The sequence below is a fragment of the Mucilaginibacter sp. P1_A3 genome (assembly GCF_056406855.1).
Map to the genome: position 1 here is coordinate 116,773 of NZ_JBFTZJ010000006.1, position 18,358 is coordinate 135,130.

General features: G+C 39.4%; 15 protein-coding genes. All 15 read right to left on the reverse strand.

What is annotated here, in order from left to right:
- Position 1: 1 nt before the first annotated feature.
- Positions 2-583: an LbetaH domain-containing protein gene (locus AC1D0K_RS13810; protein WP_295719204.1), complete on the reverse strand. Its 582-nt coding sequence runs from the start codon at positions 581-583 to the stop codon at positions 2-4.
- Positions 584-606: 23 nt separating this feature from the next.
- Complete coding sequence (locus AC1D0K_RS13815; RefSeq protein ID WP_477397914.1) at positions 607-1,827, reverse strand: glycosyltransferase; 1,221 nt, start codon at positions 1,825-1,827, stop codon at positions 607-609.
- A gap of 2 nt (positions 1,828-1,829) precedes the next feature.
- Positions 1,830-2,936: a glycosyltransferase family 9 protein gene (locus AC1D0K_RS13820; protein ID WP_477442007.1), complete on the reverse strand. Its 1,107-nt coding sequence runs from the start codon at positions 2,934-2,936 to the stop codon at positions 1,830-1,832.
- 58 nt (positions 2,937-2,994) lie between these two features.
- Positions 2,995-4,002, reverse strand: coding sequence for a bifunctional heptose 7-phosphate kinase/heptose 1-phosphate adenyltransferase (locus AC1D0K_RS13825; protein ID WP_477397910.1), 1,008 nt, complete (start codon positions 4,000-4,002; stop codon positions 2,995-2,997).
- A 2-nt stretch (positions 4,003-4,004) separates the two neighbouring features.
- Positions 4,005-4,601 (reverse strand): D-sedoheptulose-7-phosphate isomerase, encoded by a 597-nt coding sequence (locus AC1D0K_RS13830; RefSeq protein WP_477397908.1) that lies wholly within the window; start codon positions 4,599-4,601, stop codon positions 4,005-4,007.
- Positions 4,602-4,662: 61 nt separating this feature from the next.
- Entirely contained in the window at positions 4,663-6,054 is a 1,392-nt protein-coding gene (locus AC1D0K_RS13835; RefSeq protein WP_477442009.1) for a hypothetical protein, read from the reverse strand.
- A gap of 22 nt (positions 6,055-6,076) precedes the next feature.
- Positions 6,077-7,330, reverse strand: a complete 1,254-nt coding sequence (locus AC1D0K_RS13840) for a glycosyltransferase family 4 protein (RefSeq protein ID WP_477397158.1) — start codon at positions 7,328-7,330, stop codon at positions 6,077-6,079.
- A 43-nt stretch (positions 7,331-7,373) separates the two neighbouring features.
- Positions 7,374-8,483, reverse strand: a complete 1,110-nt coding sequence (locus AC1D0K_RS13845; protein ID WP_477442011.1) for a hypothetical protein — start codon at positions 8,481-8,483, stop codon at positions 7,374-7,376.
- Between the two features lie 28 nt (positions 8,484-8,511).
- On the reverse strand, positions 8,512-9,681 hold the full coding sequence (locus tag AC1D0K_RS13850; protein WP_477397154.1) for an acyltransferase family protein: 1,170 nt from the start codon (positions 9,679-9,681) through the stop codon (positions 8,512-8,514).
- 165 nt (positions 9,682-9,846) lie between these two features.
- Positions 9,847-10,959 carry a glycosyltransferase gene (locus AC1D0K_RS13855; RefSeq protein ID WP_477397152.1) on the reverse strand — a complete coding sequence of 371 codons (1,113 nt, stop codon included), beginning with the start codon at positions 10,957-10,959 and terminating at the stop codon, positions 9,847-9,849.
- Between the two features lie 98 nt (positions 10,960-11,057).
- Entirely contained in the window at positions 11,058-12,191 is a 1,134-nt protein-coding gene (locus AC1D0K_RS13860; protein WP_477397150.1) for a glycosyltransferase family protein, read from the reverse strand.
- Positions 12,192-12,227: 36 nt separating this feature from the next.
- On the reverse strand, positions 12,228-13,241 hold the full coding sequence (locus AC1D0K_RS13865) for a glycosyltransferase family 2 protein (protein WP_477397148.1): 1,014 nt from the start codon (positions 13,239-13,241) through the stop codon (positions 12,228-12,230).
- Entirely contained in the window at positions 13,204-14,520 is a 1,317-nt protein-coding gene (locus AC1D0K_RS13870; RefSeq protein ID WP_477397146.1) for an MATE family efflux transporter, read from the reverse strand. The genes AC1D0K_RS13865 and AC1D0K_RS13870 overlap by 38 nt, the downstream gene beginning before the upstream one ends.
- A gap of 97 nt (positions 14,521-14,617) precedes the next feature.
- Positions 14,618-16,948, reverse strand: a complete 2,331-nt coding sequence (locus AC1D0K_RS13875) for a GumC family protein (protein ID WP_477397144.1) — start codon at positions 16,946-16,948, stop codon at positions 14,618-14,620.
- Positions 16,949-16,951: 3 nt separating this feature from the next.
- Positions 16,952-17,656: a polysaccharide biosynthesis/export family protein gene (locus AC1D0K_RS13880; protein WP_295719173.1), complete on the reverse strand. Its 705-nt coding sequence runs from the start codon at positions 17,654-17,656 to the stop codon at positions 16,952-16,954.
- Between the last annotated feature and the right edge of the window lie 702 nt (positions 17,657-18,358).

Consider the following 18,358-nt stretch of genomic DNA (forward strand, 5'->3'; position numbering starts at 1 on the left):
CCTATGCTTCTTTTAATGGGGCTAAAAAATTGGTTCGCTTTTTAAGTGGTATTGCCGGGTGACCTCCATAAACCGTCCATGGTTCCAGGTCGCGTGATGTTACGGAAGCGGCTCCTAAAACACTGCCCTCCTTACAATATACACCAGGAAGCACTACTGCCTTTGAACAGATCCATGTATAGGGGGATATAACTATTTTCTTCATGATATAGGTAAAATCTGCCGTATTATAATCATGAGTTGCTCCGCATAAATATGAATTTTGCGATAGAATAGCGTGATGACCCAAATAAACTCCTCCGGGATTATAGATCTCAACACCGGGGCCAATGGTTACTATTTCTTCGGTTTCCAACAGCCAGGGCGCCCATATTTTACAGGAGGGATAGATAAAGTTTTTTTCTCCCAGCTTACCTCCGAATGCCCTTATTACTAAAACACGCCATTTATGCATTGGGTTGGGAGTCCATCTGCATAATATAATCCAGGTTATGTTCCAGGCAAACCTTTTTAATTTATTACCGAACGAAAATACAGGACGTAAATATCCATCCTCACTATCCGTGCTGTGGTATGAAAGCATAAGTAAATTTTTGTTTTATTTGATTAGTAGCTTAGGCTTGTTTTAAAAACCTCCTGAAAACGGCTTATAACCGTGCTTACCGCAAAATGCTTTTCATAACAACGGCGGGCGTTATATCCCATTTTTTTCTTATCTGTTGCAGATAGCTTACTCCACTCGTGCAGCAATTTGTAGGTTCCCTCATGGGTATTATCGGCAACCAAAGCTCCACCAGTTTCTTCAATTTCGCGCCAGATGTTTACCTGGTTGGATATTAAAACAGGTTTATTACAGGTTAACGCTTCAACTACGGCAATACCAAAATTTTCCTGGTGACTTGGAAGTATAAAGGCTTCACAACCATAAAATGCTCCCCATTTTGCCGCTCCTGTTAACATGCCTGGAAAATGCACCAGTTTATTTAGTAAAGCCGACGCCAATACTAATTGCTGTAATTGTGTTCCGTATATGGTATTCAGCCCCGGGCCGGCAATGATAAGTTTGGGTATAGTATTTGGTTTGCCTTCGCCAGTACGAGCGATTTGATGCTCAACCATTTTTTGATAGGAATTAATCAATAAATCAACGCCCTTTTTTTCATTGATTCTACCTAAGAAAAGTAAATAAGGGCTGTCTGTTATATCCGGAAATTTATTGTTATAAGCCAATGTCATTGCGGTGTTGTAAGCGGGGGGCGCTTCAACCCCCAGCCCTACAACAGTCTCCATTTTAGGTTTATATGGCCAGAAAGGCTCACGTGCAAGATGAAGCTCAGTTTCGCAGGTAAAAAGTATTTCATCGGCTTTATTGATAGTGTTTTTTTCAATTAAGCCCCAATAAATAACATTTCGTAACGCTTTTATTTTACGGCCTTTAGCACGTTGAAAATAGGGGTCGAGCATCCCGTGTGGCATAATTAACAACCTTGGTAGTTTTACCGCGGGCACAGTTTTTTTTAACCTGCCAAAGGCTTTGGTAACCGCATAACTGTGATAGAGCCAAAGACCGTGAACTATAACTACATCAAAACGCGCAATGTTTTCTATAAGCCAGGGGAGTAATTTTTTGCTGTAATACCATGCGTTTTTGGCTGGCCCTAATGCATGCTGTATATAATGCCCGTTACTGTTAAAAATAACCTCGTCCAAACAAACCACTTCGTTATCAATCCCCGATTCCTGTAAACCACCGGCAATTATTCTTACTGCTTCGCAAACGCCTCCTGTTTTAGGATCCATACTGCTTATAACATGAAGTACTTTCATATTTATAAACTAATTGGTAAAACGGGGTTAACTTTTGTTTTTTTCATATCCACAATTTCCATTACCGCTTGTTTAACTTCGTTTACTGTTATTGATAGGATGCATTTTTTTTGCTGAACGGTACATGTTTCCAATCCGCAGCCGGCACACTCCGGTAGTTTGTAAAGTATTTTATTGTTATTTCCCCTTGGAAACCACTGGCCGGGCATATTTCGTGCGGAGTAGATACCAACACACGGGATGCCGGCGCAGGCAGCCAGGTGTATCGGGCCGCTGTCATGACCGATAAATAGTTCAGCTTTTTTTAGTAATGCGGCAGATATTCGGGGTGTGATTTTGCCACATAAGTTAATTCCATCTCTACCCCATGCTTTAAGGCACTCTTCGGCCGCATGTTCATCATCTTCGGCACCCAGGATAATTAATGTCCAATTTAATATTACTCCTGAAAGTTGCGCCAGTAATGCTTGCCAGTTATCAATACCCCAATCATTTGCCTGGTTTTTGGTCCCCAACGATATAGCAAAAACCGGCTTTCCCTGGGCCATTACATCAATATATTTGTTTGCAGCATCAGTTTCGGTTTTTTTTAAATGGAGATCCCAATTATTAGGATCATTAAAATCAACATCGCCTAATACCTTTATTCTCCTGGCTAATCTTTTAGCTTCCCATTCGTCTATTCCCGTTTGGGGATCAATGCAGATCTCAAAGTCTTCCTTTTTTAAGCCATCAAACCCAATAAGGTTAGTAATGCCGGCAGCTCTAAAAAACAAGCTGTCTCTAAATAACGCTTTTTTTGAACGGGTAGGGGTAATGCTAACTACAGTATCAATTTTAAGTGCCCGTATTTGCCTGATAAGATTAAAAAGTACGATGATACTTCTTGTGCCAACCGGGTAATTTATAGTACGGTTAAAAAAGCACTCAGTTCCTAAAATAGTTTCTATGGCTGCTGCTTTAGTCATTACCGGCTTATTGGTCAGCAAAGTAATATCGGCAAGGGGGAATGAATTCTTTATTTTATGGAAGCTGGGTAAAGCCATAATGGTATCACCAAGGCTGCCAAGGCGGTAAATAAGTATCCTGTTGTTTTTTGAAATAGCCATACAATGTTTTTATTATTAATGCTTTAAGCTTTAATAACTGGGGCTGATACTTAGCTGGCTAAATATTTTGATAATCCATGTCGGCTTTTTCAAGCCAATCTTCAAGCTCATTGTACATTACGGGCGCGGTACCTACATGAGCAACCACACAACCCGCGCCTGCGTTTGCCAAGCGGGCGGCTTCCGCAGCATTTGCGCCGCTTGCCAATGCAGCTGTTAATGTTGCTATAACGGTATCCCCGGCTCCGGATACATCAAAAACCTGGCGGGCAACAGTAGGTAAATGTTCAACTACTTCGCCGCGATGGCTTATAGCCATACCATCGGCACCCAGTGTCACTATCAAAATTTCGGGGTTGTAAATATCATGTATGCGTTTGCATATTTTTTCGAGCGGATATTTTTCACCAGGCGAAGGTTCTGGCAGTTCGGCAAGTTCCAGCGCTTCTGATCGGTTTGGAGTTAATAACCCAACTCCCCGGAATGAAAGACGGCGGGCTGGTTTTGGATCAACAGCTACCAGTAAATCAGGAAGCGTTTTGGCTATTTTTAATACCGAATCCATTAACGACTGGGTGATAACGCCCTTCGCATAGTCAGATATGATCACTGCATCAACTTCTGATAAAACCTGGCTTAACATTTTTTCAAAATTGGGGGCTGTGTCAATGCTGTAGCATTCGCGCGTATCTTCACGATCTATGCGGCAAAGCTGCTGTGAATGTACAACAACGCGTGTTTTGATAATTGTTGGAGCCTGGAAAAGTAACTCAGGCTGTACATATTTAACGTTTTTGCTTAATAGTATGTCTACCAGTCGCTTGCCGGCATCATCCTGTGTGCAATGGCCCATTACATTGGTTTTTACACCCAGGTTTGTAAGGTTAAGGGCAACATTGGCAGCGCCACCCGCCGTGTAGGTATCTTTTGTTACCTGCACAATTGGAACAGGCGCTTCCGGTGAGATCCGGTGGACGTTACCCCACACATAGTGATCAAGCATAAGATCACCTAACACCAATATTTTAACATTGCCAAGTTGTTTAAGTAATAAGGATAAATTCATGATCATGGGGTTAAAGTGTTCCAATCTGTAATGTCAAGTTCTTCAAGCCATTGATGCAGGATCACGGTGTGCAGTTCCTGGATGCGTGCGGTAGTATTGCTGGGGATTATAATTTCATGGTTACAAGTACCTTTTATAGCACCTCCGTTTTTACCACCAAGGTAAATTGTTGTAATGCCTTGTTTATGAGCCTGGTTAAATACCTCGATGATATTCGCGCTATTGCCGCTGGTGCTAAAGCCAACAATTACATCGCCCGGTTTGCCAAGTCCTTGTAATTGCCTTGAATAAATTTTGTCAAACCCATAATCGTTACCTATACAGGTTATCGCGGTAACATCGGCATTAAGGCATATAGAAGGCAAGCTGCGGCGTTCGGCCTTGTATCGTCCTACAAGTTCTTCAGATAGATGGAGTGCATCTGCAGCACTGCCGCCATTGCCGCAGGTGATTAACTTACCGCCGTTTAAAATGGCGTTTTTGATAGCTAAACCGGCTGCGTTTATACTATCTTCAAGTATTTTGCTTGAATATAATACATCAATCAATTCGTTTACAGATTCTGTGTAGGACGATGCGATCATATTTTTTAATAACATATAATAGGGGTATAAATTTTGAATGGATTATGCTGTAGATTTTATGGAGTTGCTGAGCGTGTTACTGTGTTTCCATAGTTTTCACCAGCCATAGTTTGCGGTTGGGTGTGCGTAAAGCTGCCAGTGTAATACCACCGAGTATAACATCAAAGCCCAAGGATGTTGGCTGTGCCCATTGACCTTGCATAATGGCCAAAATGCCAATGCTGCATATCATCCATGGTAAAAAGTCGTTTGAAGCAATTTTACGGAAACTATCTATGGCCAGATTGCATACAAATGATATGCGGATTATAATTACCGAAAAGCCCATGATAATTCCCATTTCGCCTATCAAACGGCCCCATTCTCCTTCGGATATAAGATATACAGTATGATCGCCGGCGATAAGCATGCTGCCTACACTGGTGCCCATCCCCAATCCGTATCCAAAAAATGGCTTATCGGCCGATTCAATTATTGCGCCAACCATCCCACCTAAAAAACGGTCAACAAACACACCCGATACACCGCCCTCCGTTTCATTGGCACTGGTAAACCTATGTGTGAATACCTCCATGGGGGTAGCAAAAAAGCTTAATTGACTTAACACAGCAAAAGTTATAATGAGCACTACCACAGCCAAAACCATTTTGCCAAGGTATTTTGGGTTACGCAATATGGCTATTAATGAAAATAATAAACATGCCAGCACCAGTGATAATAAACTCCGGCTAATTGATAGGGGGATAGCTATTAATACGCCGAGCGTAGCGCCTATAAGTACAAGGCGGTTGATGCTTTTAGGAGTGAGCCAAAAATAAAATACGTAAGCGGCAGAAAAACCAAAAAATAAAGCAGTTCCGTTGGTGAAGGAAAAGGTTGCAGGTGGACGAAAGAATCCCATTGCTCCGTCAAAACCGCCGCCTTTCATATCGCCGCCAACACCACGATTTACCCATGCGGTTTGTGGACTATAAAACTGCATGGCAATTAATATAGCCATCGGAATAGTTATCCATATGGTTGCTTTGCCTATTTTTATGACATCGTTCCTATCAAACACCCTGCCTATAACAAACATTAAAGGGAAGTGGAACATTAAAATGCGGGCTCCGTAAATGGCAACCGCAAAGTTGCCGTGGCCAAATGCCAGTGCTGTAATTATGCCCAACGCACCAATAACAATCATGCCGTTTACATATAAATTAACAGGGAGAAGATTGCGTTTCCATGCAAGTAAAACCAGCCAAAGTGCCAACGGGTCACGAACTACAAGTAAAGGTGTTGATAAACCCGGCAATACCCATTTACGTAACGCGCCTTCAAAAATTAAGAGTAAAAAGTAGGCCCAGATCCCTTGTTTAAGTAACAGGTTGGGATCTTTACGTATAATGGGTTTTGCTAAATGAAACCTTTTTGAACGATTGTTGCCCCCCAATTTCATTGCGGCAGGAATTTCAATTGTGGCCATAATTAAATATTAATGGGTTGTGTTAGCTTAAATATTCTGTGATAGAAGAAACTATCAGGTTTCCATAGTTTTCCCATGTATAGGAGGCCGCTTTTTCGCGGGCCATTTCGCCCATTTGGGGTATCAGATCGCGGTTGTCTAAAAACCATGAAATTTTTTCGGCAATAATTTCGGGCGAACGTGTGGGAACCAGAAAGCCTGTTACACCTTCTTCAATTAAATCGGCACCGCCTGTGTTTGGCGTAATTATAAGGGGTAATCCCTGGCTCATTGCTTCCTGCATAACCAGTGCCCGGCCCTCCACAATTGATGGCAGACAAAATACATCACATGATCGCATCAGCTCCAATACCTGGGAATGTGATCTGCCCGGCTCATACGTAAAATCAGGCAGTTCATTGCGGTAAAATTCCATTGGGGCTAATAACGAACCCATTACAACCAGTTCGATATTTTTGTTATCCAGCTTTTTTATTGCCTTAAACAAATCGCCAAGGCCTTTGCGCTGCCCCATTGAACCTGCAAATAAAATGCGTAAAGGGGCGTTGCTCTTTTTAGTTATGCTTAGTACCGGTTGTTTATTCATGCTATCCAATGCCGGTGATCCAAAGGGAGACATTATTGTTTTTTTGTTCGACCAATAGGGTATTGAGTCCATAACAAAACTTCCCGGCCCAACCACAACGTCGGCAAGTTCAAGCTCCTGTGTTTTACGCTCAAGCTTAGCCTCCGAGTCAAGGATGCCTCCCCCCAGCGTTACTGCCCATTGTGGCAGGCGATCCGCTTCATAACTTAGTAGTTTTTGTACTGTTTCCCAATAGGCAATTGGCAAGTCATAAATACACTTAAGTCCCAGCTTTTTTGCTTGTTTGAATGTCGCCAGCGCGCCATCTTCGTACGCATAAACTGCATCTGCTTTGCCTTTTTTTGCCAGGTTTAATAATTGTTTAGCACAAGCCTTATCCAGATCATGGTAAACTGCATCAACAGATGCCCAGCCTTTTTCATGCTCAACACATTTGCCAAATCCTAATTTGGGCAACGCCATACGAGCAAGTTCAAGTGCAGGCCTGGTATGTATGCAGGCCGTTGGTAGTGGGAATGATCTTCTCAACCATTCGCTGCGGGTGCCTGCAGGTAAAAGTTTAAGCCATAATGAATTGGGTGCGGCAGCTAATGTTGTGTTAAATTGAGCAAGCATATCGGCCTTAGCCAGGCTTGCCATAACAGCACGTACATTACGATTACCGGTAGGATGAGATAAAACTATTTTCATAAAGCTGTTTGAAAATAACACCGTATAAAATTGTAAATAATGATCAACTCTTTATCCAGGTATGCATGTCAAGAGCGATAGCTTCCCAACTTCTGGTTAGCCAAAACCACTGGTGTAATAGCAGCCGGCGTTTTTCGCCCTCGGTGGTTGAGATGATGTTAAGATTGTTTATCAGTTCATGAGGGCGAAATATGGCATAGCCCGGCGGTTCATCTAACAATAATGGTGCTTCGCAAATTACGGGTACGGCATGTGCTGATAGAGCTGCAAATGTGCCTGATTTACGTAAGCTATCTGCATTTTGACCTACCAAAGCTGCCTCTGCGTTTAGCATCATGGTTGAAACTTCATCGTGTTTGAGCGCGCCCATCTGTATTAAAAAACCATCCCCGAAAGTGGAAACAGAAAGATCCAGTTCCTGGGTAGCGAAATGATTATTTTTAGGGCCTATGGCATATATCTTTTTGATCACACCTTTTTCATAAAGTTCTTTAATTAAAGGCAGGTGTTGTTGCAATGTCCATAAACGGGTATGCGCCAAACCAAAAATTATCCACTCACCAGGTTTTCTTGCACTTTTTAAGCCATACTCTTTATCAAAAGGTAAAATATTTGCACCTACCATACTTAGCCTAACTTTTTGGCTAACTGTTATGGATTCAATCTTTTGCTTTTGTTCATTAGTAACTACCGTGATGCCATCAGATAATTTGCATATTAATCGTATGGTATATTTTATAAAAACATTACGTAAACGGTGATGGGGTTTAAGATTTTTGCTGCCATCCCATGTTTCATGAAAAAATACGAATACGTGATTCTTTTCAGACGCGTTTTTGAATTTTCTCAACGCAGTTAGCAAGTTAAATGGTAAGCCCAGTTTTGAGTAACTTGTTGGTGTATAATTAAGCAGCAAATCAACAGGCGCTTTGTCTTTTATGCATTGTTCAACCAATAACCACCAGTAAGCAGTTGTTAATGATAAAGGCTCGTCAACAATTTCTTCCGGGAAATATTCAACTCCTATTTTCACCGAAGTATAATATTTGTTTAAAGCCAAAGCTGTTTTATAGGCATGGTCGCTTACTCCGCAAACTCCCGGTGGGCAAGTGGGGGCAATAATAATTAACTGCCTGTTTATGCTATTATTCATTTAAAATGATTAATTAATTTCTTTGAGCTTAATTGGTATAAAGTATTTCAGATTCTACTTCGGGTTCAGGCAATGGTTTAGTTATCGCTGTTTTTATTTTCTTCTTTTTGATAAAGTGTTTCTCCCATAAGTGGTATGAAAAATGGGCAACTATAGATGTCAATATCATTATCAATAGCAATTCCAATAAACTTTTGCCTGGGAATGGGCTTACTTTGTCCCGGATGGCAAACATTGCAAACACCAACAGGGGATGGTAAACATATATGCCGTAAGAAATTTTACCCAGGTATTGTAAGAGGCGTAAACGTGTAAATAAAAATAAACGGGCATTTTTTCGCTCAATAATTGCCGCAATAATGGTAGCACTTGTGAAGTTGAGTAACGAATAACCCCATATCCATTGATAGGCAGATGGTAAATTACTTGGCCAGCCCAATGATGCCAATGAATACGCGGGTATGGTAATAACAAGCAGTAGGCCTGCTGTTACAGTGAGCGCCATGCTTGAATATACCCAGAGTGGCTTACTCAATACTTTTCTGACTTTTTCATTACACAATAGGGCGCCTAAAACAAAGGCGTCAAGATGTGAAAAAGGCAATACATAGGGTGCCAGAGCTTCTGCTTTGGCATTTCCATTAAAACCCACGAGGTATTGAATATGGTTGCAAATAACGTATGCTAATATTCTGATAACCATTGCTAACGGAATTAACCAGCAAAATACCATGGTCGCGCTTTTTTTAGGTAACAACCATAAAAAAAGTGGCCATACCAGGTAAAATTGCCATTCAAGCGATAAACTCCATAAATGGCCATAAACCATATGAAATGTGTAGCCGTTAAATAACCATCTAAAATTGAGTGTATAAGTAAGCAGCCATGGCCATTCAATATCCAGTGCCTCGGGTTTTTTCAAAAACAAATAGGATATGCCGAGTATTAAAATGTAACCGTAATAAAGAGGAAATAAACGCAATACGCGGCGTTTATAAAAATCTTTAAAAAAAGCGGTCATTCCTGTGTGCGTGTATTGTTTTTTACCTTTTAAAATTATACCGGAAATTAAAAATCCCGATAACACAAAGAAGAATTGAACGCCTATCCACCCTGCAGGAAAAAGCAGGTAATGAAAGGCAATTATTGCTAAGGCAGCCAAAGCGCGTAACGCATCAAGCTGGGGGTTGTGTTTCATGAGATGTTGCTATGGGTAACGTGAGGGGTAAAACGTTTATTTATCTATTAAACACAACATGTAATAATAACCGCGAAGATCAGGCATTGATTTTTGCCCAATTAACTACTTGCTTTAAGCCATTGTTTAAGGAGTATCCGGTTATCAATATGGTTTTGGTTTGATTCATGAAAAAAATATTTGGGGATTATCAAGGCATTCTTTCCAGCGGGAGGCCATTACGCCGGGCGAAAAGTTTCGCTCGTAATATTGCCTCAATCTCTTGGGGTCAAATAGATTGTTTTGTATATTACTTACCAGTAAAGCCAAACCTATGGTTATGTTATCCTGGGTTGGCTGAACCAAAATAGCTTCTGAATTGCCTATGCAACAATCGGCAATGGCGCCAATATTGGTGGCCATAAAAGGTAAACCGTAAGCCATTGATTCTAACAGGATAAGTGGCAGGCCTTCCATTTCTGTTGATGTTAAAACCAGTGCATCATATGATGCCATCAATTCGGCACCTTCCCGTTCACCGGGGTAGCCACCTAAAAACTTTATCTTTTTTTCAATATTAAGTTCTTTTGCAAGCTGTTTTAAATCAGCTTCTTTTTCGCCTTTTCCCCATAAATCGAGGGCTAAATTGCTTGAGTTTGGTAACGTGGCAAGTGCATTAAACAATAATGGCAATCCTTTATTACCAGCCAGTCTGCCAAAATAAGCCAGTTTAATTTGCTCTTTGGGTTTGCTATCCATTGTTTTTAAAACGCCATTAACGGGGGGTTGCGGAAAGCATGGAAGCCAGTTTACATCGGTAGGATTATCAAGAGTGGCTTTCCAGTAATTAAGCATTGAAGGTGCCTGAACGGCAATGCCATTGAATTTTTTGCGGCTCTCGTTCCAGATCATTTCTTCCTTTGACCTGTTGGCTATAAAATCCTGGGCTATTTTGAAACAATTGCCGGGTAAAAAACCGGATATAAAATTGGCTGAGTTTGATAATCCAATGCTTACAAAAATATCGGGATGGAAAAACTTAGCAGATAAACCTGCAGAAATTAATGACAGGTATTTTTTGATTTTTTGAAATGCTCCAGAAACCTTGTGCTCAATAAGTCCTATCAAAATGTCCTGTCCAAAAGGCTGCTCTTTAATGGTTCTATCTGTTAAATTAATAATCTTAACATCATATCCTTCTTGTTTAATAAAATCAAATAACTCGCGATAGGCGGTTTGGGCACCTCCCAGGCCATCTGTATGGCCAATTAGTAATATTTTTTTTCTGTAGGGAGTCATATCGAATAGTGTTTGAGCAATTAGGTTGACAAATTTTGCACATGGCTAACCCAGGTAGCACGTTAATCAGGAAGCTATTTTTGATTGTATTTGGAGCCTTATTTTGCGTACGCGATGACTGCAGCTTTGAGGTTAGATTTAGGCTTTAAAGCTTTTTTAGCTTTATATGCAGTTACAACAGCACCGGGCGAAGATGCCTGGTAAATACCAAGTTTTGGCATTTCGTGTTCAATGTAGGTTTTATCCTTTTCTGAAATTATAACCGGAATTCCTCTTTCCATCCAGGCTATTGCCGATCCACTTTTATCTATCCCATCAACCGGGCTTGTTACCACGCCTATATCAACAAGCTGCATACAATGGTTAATCATGCCAGGCGATAAGGTACCTGTTTGCCAATAAGTTACGTTGCGCATCTTTTGTGCCATATCGCCTACATTTTGGCCCCGACTATGACCGATTGCCAAAATGCCGAGATTTAAACCTGCAGATTGGGCTGCTATACTTGCAGTGTTCAGCAACTTATCTAAACCGGGGCAGTTATAAGTTGTGCCAAAAAAACCTAATACAAGCCATTTTTTAGGTGTTGATATTAAATTGGAAAGATTAGCAGACTTAGTCAGGTTTTTCCAATCACTATCATTGCCAAATTCATTTGTGGGGATGTTTCCAAATATTGGAACCACCGTTGCGTTGATTCGTATTGTTTTTAAGAAAAGTAAATAAGGTTTTATGCTTGTAAAAATTGTTTCGGGATTTAAAACAGTAATGAGTGTTTTCAAAAACAGTTTTTGTAAGTTGCCAAGCACTTTTTCTTTAAAACCCGCGTTTACTGCCATGCCACACCAAAGCTCATGAAGCATTATTTGTAACCGGGTACTGCCAATCGCTTTGCGAAGGTTAAGTAAAATATCTAACGGAAGCCCGTATTTATGAAATCCAAAACCAACATATTGTAAGCTTATAACATCGGGCTTAAAAAGATTTACCTGCTTGCTTAAATAGTTGTAGCGCTCAACGGTATTTAAAGATACGGGCAGGCGAAATACATGGAGTTCTATATTGTCAAATACTTGTACATCGGTTTCAATAACACTGGTATAACTATCCTTCAATGCAATAGCATTTACCTGGTGCCCGGTCTTTATAAGTTCACAGGCCAGCCGGCGTACATAATCGCCAACACCATCACTGCCGATTTGCAAAGAGCTACATATAAAAGTGATTTTCATTTAGTTTGTTGCTTGTTTCCAGAAAGGCTAACCACATTAAGTTAAATTGTAAAGCACACTCCTTTTAAACTTGGTGAAAAAATGACGGGATATTAAAAGCCCGGGTTTTTTTATCATTAATGCGAAGTAGCTTGATAGCCTGCTTTTTGACTTTTTATGTGCATTTTCATATTCCCAGTTACTGATATGTTTTTCTGGAAGCAATTGATAATTTAGGCCTCTTAACAGTTGTTTCCGATTAGTTTTAAACATTGGGTTTTTAAGCAGTAACATATAGTGATCTATAAGTTCATCTGCCTTACTGTCCCTGATTACCAGTGTTTTTGAATTTTCATGATATCTGAAGTGAACCAGTATATCATCGATGTATATTACTTCATTAAACTGTAAGAAGTAGTTAGAGAAAAATATCCTGTCGAAATAGTAGGATGAACTTTCGGAGAATTTACCCGTGGCTTTTATATTATCCAGATCGCACCATATCCCCGGTTGGTGAAATGTATCTTTTAGTGATAAAAACTTGTCTATTGACAGATCTTTATTTTTTATAATATCCTTAAAATCAGGATTGTCATCGTAAAAATTAAATACGCTACCCGCCACTGTACGACCATTTACAAAGGCGCCGGCTATGTTTACCAATGCTTTTGGCGATAGGTAATCATCACTGTTTATCCAGTTAAAAATATCACCGGTACATTTTTCAATTCCCTTATTAATAGCGTTGGCCTGGCCTTTATCTTTTTCGCTTACCCAAAAAGTTATCCAGCGTTCATATTTTTTAATGATCTGTACCGTATCATCAGTACTGCCGCCATCAATGATGATATATTCCAGGTTGGGATAGTTTTGTAACAGGATGGAGCGGATGGTTTCTTCAATATAATTGCCCTGGTTATAGCTTGGGGTAACTATGGATATTTTGGGCCAATGCTGTTTTGAATCGTAATTATTTGAAACTACCTCTTCATCCCATGGCCATCCTTTTTTGGATGTAATTTGTGGCAATTGGCTAAGTAGCGACATCTTCTTCATTTGATATTTTAACATTTTTAATCATTATGATGCTATAAGCCATGTGCATAATCACCTCAAACGAGGCTACATAAATATTTAGTAACAAAATTCCGTGCAGCGTTGAAATGTCAATTAACGATGCGGATACAGCTATGGCAGCTATGCTAAGTGGAATAAGGATGATCGGTTTTATAGCCCAGCCACGATGGGTATAAAGGGAAAATGATGACCCGGCGATTAAACCAAGGCAGCTACCGCCTATGTTTAATACAACCTCTTTTTTTAGATTGATATACGCTGGTCCTAATACCCATAATATTTGAGTAGAGAATTGCCAAACCATAATAATTAATATGGCCATGAGTGCAAACAATATTACCTGTATTTTAAGGTAATTCCTTAGCAATACTTTCCTGTTATTGGGTAAGCGCGCAAAGCGGGGAGATATGAGTGTAGAAAAAAGAACATTAAAAATGCCTAATACCATAACTAACCTGCCCAAAGCACCTACCTGCGCAACTGAGGTGGTTGATCCGAAAATTGAGATGAGCCAGATAGTGATTTGCCCGGAAGCACAGTAATATATAGCACCCGGTAAAATGCGTTTAACAAATTCCAATATATCTTTCCTGATAGCAGGATCTGGCTGTTGTTTAAAATTGGCGTAATTAAATGATGTTTTTCTTAACTGCAGGTTTGCCCAAATTTGTGGTAAACCAGAGGCAAGTACAGCTAAATATGCCCAGGGAAAGGTAAATATAGTGAGGCCAATAAGTGCTAATCTTAACGCGTTTGTGCCAACTTGTATTTTTTGAAGTGGTGCAATATCCTGTTTTAGTTTTGGCGCCACCTCCAGCAAAGTACCAGACAACGAAGTGAAAAATGCAGGTATAAGAGATAGTGTGATTAATATAGCCATTAACCAACTTGCGCCATGATGCAGTAGCAGATACAGCAAGATTGGTATGGCTACGATAAGACTACCAACGGCAAACTTTTTTCTGAGATCTAAACCGGTAGCTATAACCAAACCGAGTTTTTCGCGGTCTTTCCAGATTTTGCCACCCTGAGACATAACACCGGTTGAAATACCCCCATCTGCCAAAAGTATCATGGTGCCCAACATGGTGTTAGCTAATGTGTATAGCGCATATTCTTTTGTTGGCAATAACCTGATAACTATAATGGCGCTTAAAAATCCAATCAATTGCACAATTAGCTGGGCCGAACCTGTTATGGTGATCAACTTTCCCCATTCAAGCGCCTTAGTGTATTTGGATGTAGCCGGTATATTTTGAGTAATAGCTTTCATGATATTTATCCAAAGTGAATTTGGATATTTTAAGTTGGGATTGAGATTTGATAAAGCAGAACTTGTTAAGGCCCTGCTTACTTAAAAACTATGACTACTAAGCTCTTTGCTTTTTTAACTTTCTGTTTGAATAATAGCTATTGTCGTACTTGTAACCATAGCCGTATTTTGCTCTTTGGATACCGTTGAACACTATATTTAAGTTAGGAAGCTTGTTCTCTTTAACTATTTGTTTGATAAACTTTAACTCAGATTTATCAGTATACCCTTGTTTTACAAGGTAAAGTGTAACATCACATACCCTTGATAGCAGCATAGCATCAGTAACCAGGTGAAGGGGAGGGGTATCAATCAAAATATCGTCATAATCGGTACGAAGCCTGTTTATCAATTGATCAAGAACAAAGCTGTCAAGCAATTCTGAAGGATTTTCAGGTATAGTACCGGCACCAATAATAGTTAGGTTGGGGTAGATGCCAGAGGGCTGTGTAATTTCATCCAGTGACACTTCATTGTTTAAATAATTGCTTAAGCCAGGATAATCAGCATGGAGATTAAAAATGCTGGATATTTTAGGCCGGCGCATATCAAGTTCCAGAATTATTACCTTACGGCTTGTGGCGGCAAGGGCTGCACCCATATTACTGGTTACAAAACTTTTGCCTTCGCCGGCCACGCTTGATGTAAACATGGTAACCCGCCCAATTTGGATGCCTGGATGTAACATTTGAAGGTTGGTACGTAATGACCTGAATTGCTCGCCGATGGCAAAAGCATTTTTTTCAAGTACCAAAATTGTATTTTTGCCTCTTTCCTGGTTTAACTCACAAATAACGGAAGCATTGGTTATTTTCTCAATTTCGGCACGGGTAACTACTTTGTTTTTTATGAGATCACGCCCGTATATGCAGGAAGCCGGGATACCCAAGCCTAACAGAAAAGCAAGTACATAAGGAACTTGTTTTTTTGATTTTGGCGATACGTAGTAGGGATCCTCAATGGTGTGAATGCCGGTAAGCGTGGATGCGTAACTTAATGAAACTTCCTCTTTTTTCTGTAATAAATAAACGTACAGGTTTTCTTTTATGCTTTGCTGACGTTTAATGCTTATATACTGTCTTTCCTGCCCCGGAATATTTTTGATAGAGGCTTCGAATCCCGAATTATTATTTTTTAATTCCCGCTGTACCGAAACAAGAGAGGATTTTATTCCGTTTATAGTTTCCTTAACGGCAATTTTTGTAGCCCTTATTTGTCTGTTTAATGGCTCAAATATTGGGTTTTGCTCGGGTGTGGTGGCTAATAACCTATCGCGTTGTAACTGTAATTTTGATAATTGGTCAACCAGGCTTATCAATCCAGGGTCTGAAATACCAAGTGTTGCAGGCACATTTTCGGCATTACTATTTGAATTTACATAACGTTCAATCCCTTCAATAACATTAAGCTGAACATTAACATCATTTAAACGCGTATCGTTTGTTTGAACATTATCCAGGTAAAATTTAGATTTTGAAGAGATATCCGTTAAACCAATGCTGCTTTTAAAGCCCTCAACATCCTTTTCAACGTTATTCAATTCGCCGGTTAATGATGATAACCTATCATCAATAAATCTGAGCGTGCTTTGTGTAACCTTGTTTTTATCTTCGATGCTTGAAATTTTATACGCTTTGATAAGCTGGGTTAAAAATTCTTTTCCTCTTTCAGGAACTTCATCTTCTAATTCCATTTCAATAATCGGTGCATCTTTATTTAAGGTGACTAAAACAGTACTCTGATATAGCGTTACAATATCTTCTGGATTTTGAATGTTTACATTAATTGTTTTGCCTATATAATTATTGAAATTACTTGTTTTAGTAAGTGTCCATTTGCCAAGGCTGTTGTTTAACGGCGTATTAAATGAGTATGCTGGTGATTCGCTGTTTTCTGTTTTTAAATAAAATGTATTGGCATCTTTAATATAAACAGCAAATGATTGATCTTTTAAGCGGCCTGAAGGTTTGATCAGGTTAAAGGTGATAGGTGTAGTGGCATAAATATCTTTACTGCTGTAAGCCGCTGTTTCCTTATAGTTTACCCATAACTGAAGATCATTAACAACCTGCCGGATAAGTGGCCTTGATTTGATCATCTCAAGTTCACTTTCAATATCTTTTGATTGTCCCGCTATATCAATTTCGGCAAGGGCTTCTTTTGCGTTATCGGCCTTTTTTTCATCCTTTACAGCAAGTTTTGCCCTGATATCATATACTGGCTTTGTGTTTTTAACGCAGTAATAAGCAATGCCCAAAGCAATTGCTAAACTAACAACAAAAAATGGCCACCTATTTAAATACTTGGCAAATATTCCACGTACATCTTTTGATGTGGTTTCTTCATTGTTTTCAAAGGCCGTGGTGAGGAACAGGTTCTCGTTTTTCATACCTTAATTTTTTATTACGCTTGTAAGCACAATTGTTAACACCGAAAGGGCAGAAAGTATTAAACTCACAGTGCGGTAACTTCTGTCACCCGAGTTAGATTTGGTCTTGTCTGGCTGAACGTAAATCACATCATTGTTTTTTAGATAATAGTATGGTGATTTAAAAAGGCTGGCCGAGGTAAGATCAATGTTTACATATTCGCGCTTTCCGTTAAGTTCACGTATGAGGAGTACGTTGTTGCGTAACCCCGTAATATTAAGATCTCCGGCTAAGCCAAGCGCTTCGGTTATCGTTACGCGCTCATTTTGAATTTTGAAAACATCCGGCCTTGCAACATCACCTATTACCGATATTTTGAAATTTAATAGCCGTACGTTTACCGATGGCTCCTTTAAATAGGTAGTAAGTTTTTTTTGTATTTGCTGCCTTATCACATTTGTTGTAAAGCCGGCTACCTTGATGCTACCAACAAGCGGCAACTGGATATTGCCATCCAAATCAACAAGGTAACCGGTTTCCTTATTACTTTCGTCTTTCCAGGCTTCTGGATTTAAGCTGCTAACGCTGATGCCTAAAATATCTTCGGTCTGTATAGTAAGCGGTGAAAAGTTATCGATGTTGTCATTTAAATTACTTGACCTTTTTAAATCCTGGAAGTAGGGGATGTTTTTATAGGAGTTACAGGACGATAGGATAATAAATACCATAATTAAAATTATTGGCGATTGGACTTTGAAATATATTTTCATATCAAAATATGGGTTATCATGTATATAAATATCCCCGGATAATTGTAACTAATTATCCGTATTAGAATTGGGGAAGGGTTAAACTGAAAATTGGAGATTTAATTGAAGGTTTTAAGGCTGTTATAAAGCTTCGCCATTTCACTTACAGTGATTGCTTTTTTTGTAATTAAAGTATACTTAGTGTTGTTTAATGGTAATAGAACTAAGTATTTTGTTATTAATTTTTATAAAAGTATGTCAATTATTGCGCTTTTGATAATTGAATGTTCAAACTGATACAAAGTGTGAAAAATTGTATCACAGATTCATATACGGTTGTGATGATGTGCGAAATTCAGGTTTAGTAACCTGAATTTTATAAGGGTAAAATCGCTCTTTTGATTTTAAAATGCTTTGTTTTAAGCTTAAAAGGGGGTTTTAATTGAAATCACCGGATGATAGGCTTTTCCCTTTAATGTGCATACCGTTATTTTTACGCCTGGTAAAAACAAACAGAGCATTGGTATCAAGAGTAACTAGAGGGGGTATATCAAATGATTTAACAGACTTCAAAAAAGGGGTGAGCACTATTCTTGAATTAATTGATCATATACATCAATTTCGGGTTTATAAATTATGAATGCCGATATGCTTAAATCTACAACTTTACGAATAATATTT

Excerpts from the sequence above, each read along its gene's own strand:
- AC1D0K_RS13810 (WP_295719204.1), bottom strand. The coding sequence starts at position 583 with ATGCTTTCATACCACAGCACGGATAGTGAGGATGGATATTTACGTCCT.
- AC1D0K_RS13815 (WP_477397914.1), bottom strand. The coding sequence starts at position 1,827 with ATGAAAGTACTTCATGTTATAAGCAGTATGGATCCTAAAACAGGAGGC.
- AC1D0K_RS13820 (WP_477442007.1), bottom strand. The coding sequence starts at position 2,936 with ATGGCTATTTCAAAAAACAACAGGATACTTATTTACCGCCTTGGCAGC.
- AC1D0K_RS13825 (WP_477397910.1), bottom strand. The coding sequence starts at position 4,002 with ATGAATTTATCCTTATTACTTAAACAACTTGGCAATGTTAAAATATTG.
- AC1D0K_RS13830 (WP_477397908.1), bottom strand. The coding sequence starts at position 4,601 with ATGTTATTAAAAAATATGATCGCATCGTCCTACACAGAATCTGTAAAC.
- AC1D0K_RS13835 (WP_477442009.1), bottom strand. The coding sequence starts at position 6,054 with ATGGCCACAATTGAAATTCCTGCCGCAATGAAATTGGGGGGCAACAAT.
- AC1D0K_RS13840 (WP_477397158.1), bottom strand. The coding sequence starts at position 7,330 with ATGAAAATAGTTTTATCTCATCCTACCGGTAATCGTAATGTACGTGCT.
- AC1D0K_RS13845 (WP_477442011.1), bottom strand. The coding sequence starts at position 8,483 with ATGAATAATAGCATAAACAGGCAGTTAATTATTATTGCCCCCACTTGC.
- AC1D0K_RS13850 (WP_477397154.1), bottom strand. The coding sequence starts at position 9,681 with ATGAAACACAACCCCCAGCTTGATGCGTTACGCGCTTTGGCTGCCTTA.
- AC1D0K_RS13855 (WP_477397152.1), bottom strand. The coding sequence starts at position 10,959 with ATGACTCCCTACAGAAAAAAAATATTACTAATTGGCCATACAGATGGC.
- AC1D0K_RS13860 (WP_477397150.1), bottom strand. The coding sequence starts at position 12,191 with ATGAAAATCACTTTTATATGTAGCTCTTTGCAAATCGGCAGTGATGGT.
- AC1D0K_RS13865 (WP_477397148.1), bottom strand. The coding sequence starts at position 13,241 with ATGTTAAAATATCAAATGAAGAAGATGTCGCTACTTAGCCAATTGCCA.
- AC1D0K_RS13870 (WP_477397146.1), bottom strand. The coding sequence starts at position 14,520 with ATGAAAGCTATTACTCAAAATATACCGGCTACATCCAAATACACTAAG.
- AC1D0K_RS13875 (WP_477397144.1), bottom strand. The coding sequence starts at position 16,948 with ATGAAAAACGAGAACCTGTTCCTCACCACGGCCTTTGAAAACAATGAA.
- AC1D0K_RS13880 (WP_295719173.1), bottom strand. The coding sequence starts at position 17,656 with ATGGTATTTATTATCCTATCGTCCTGTAACTCCTATAAAAACATCCCC.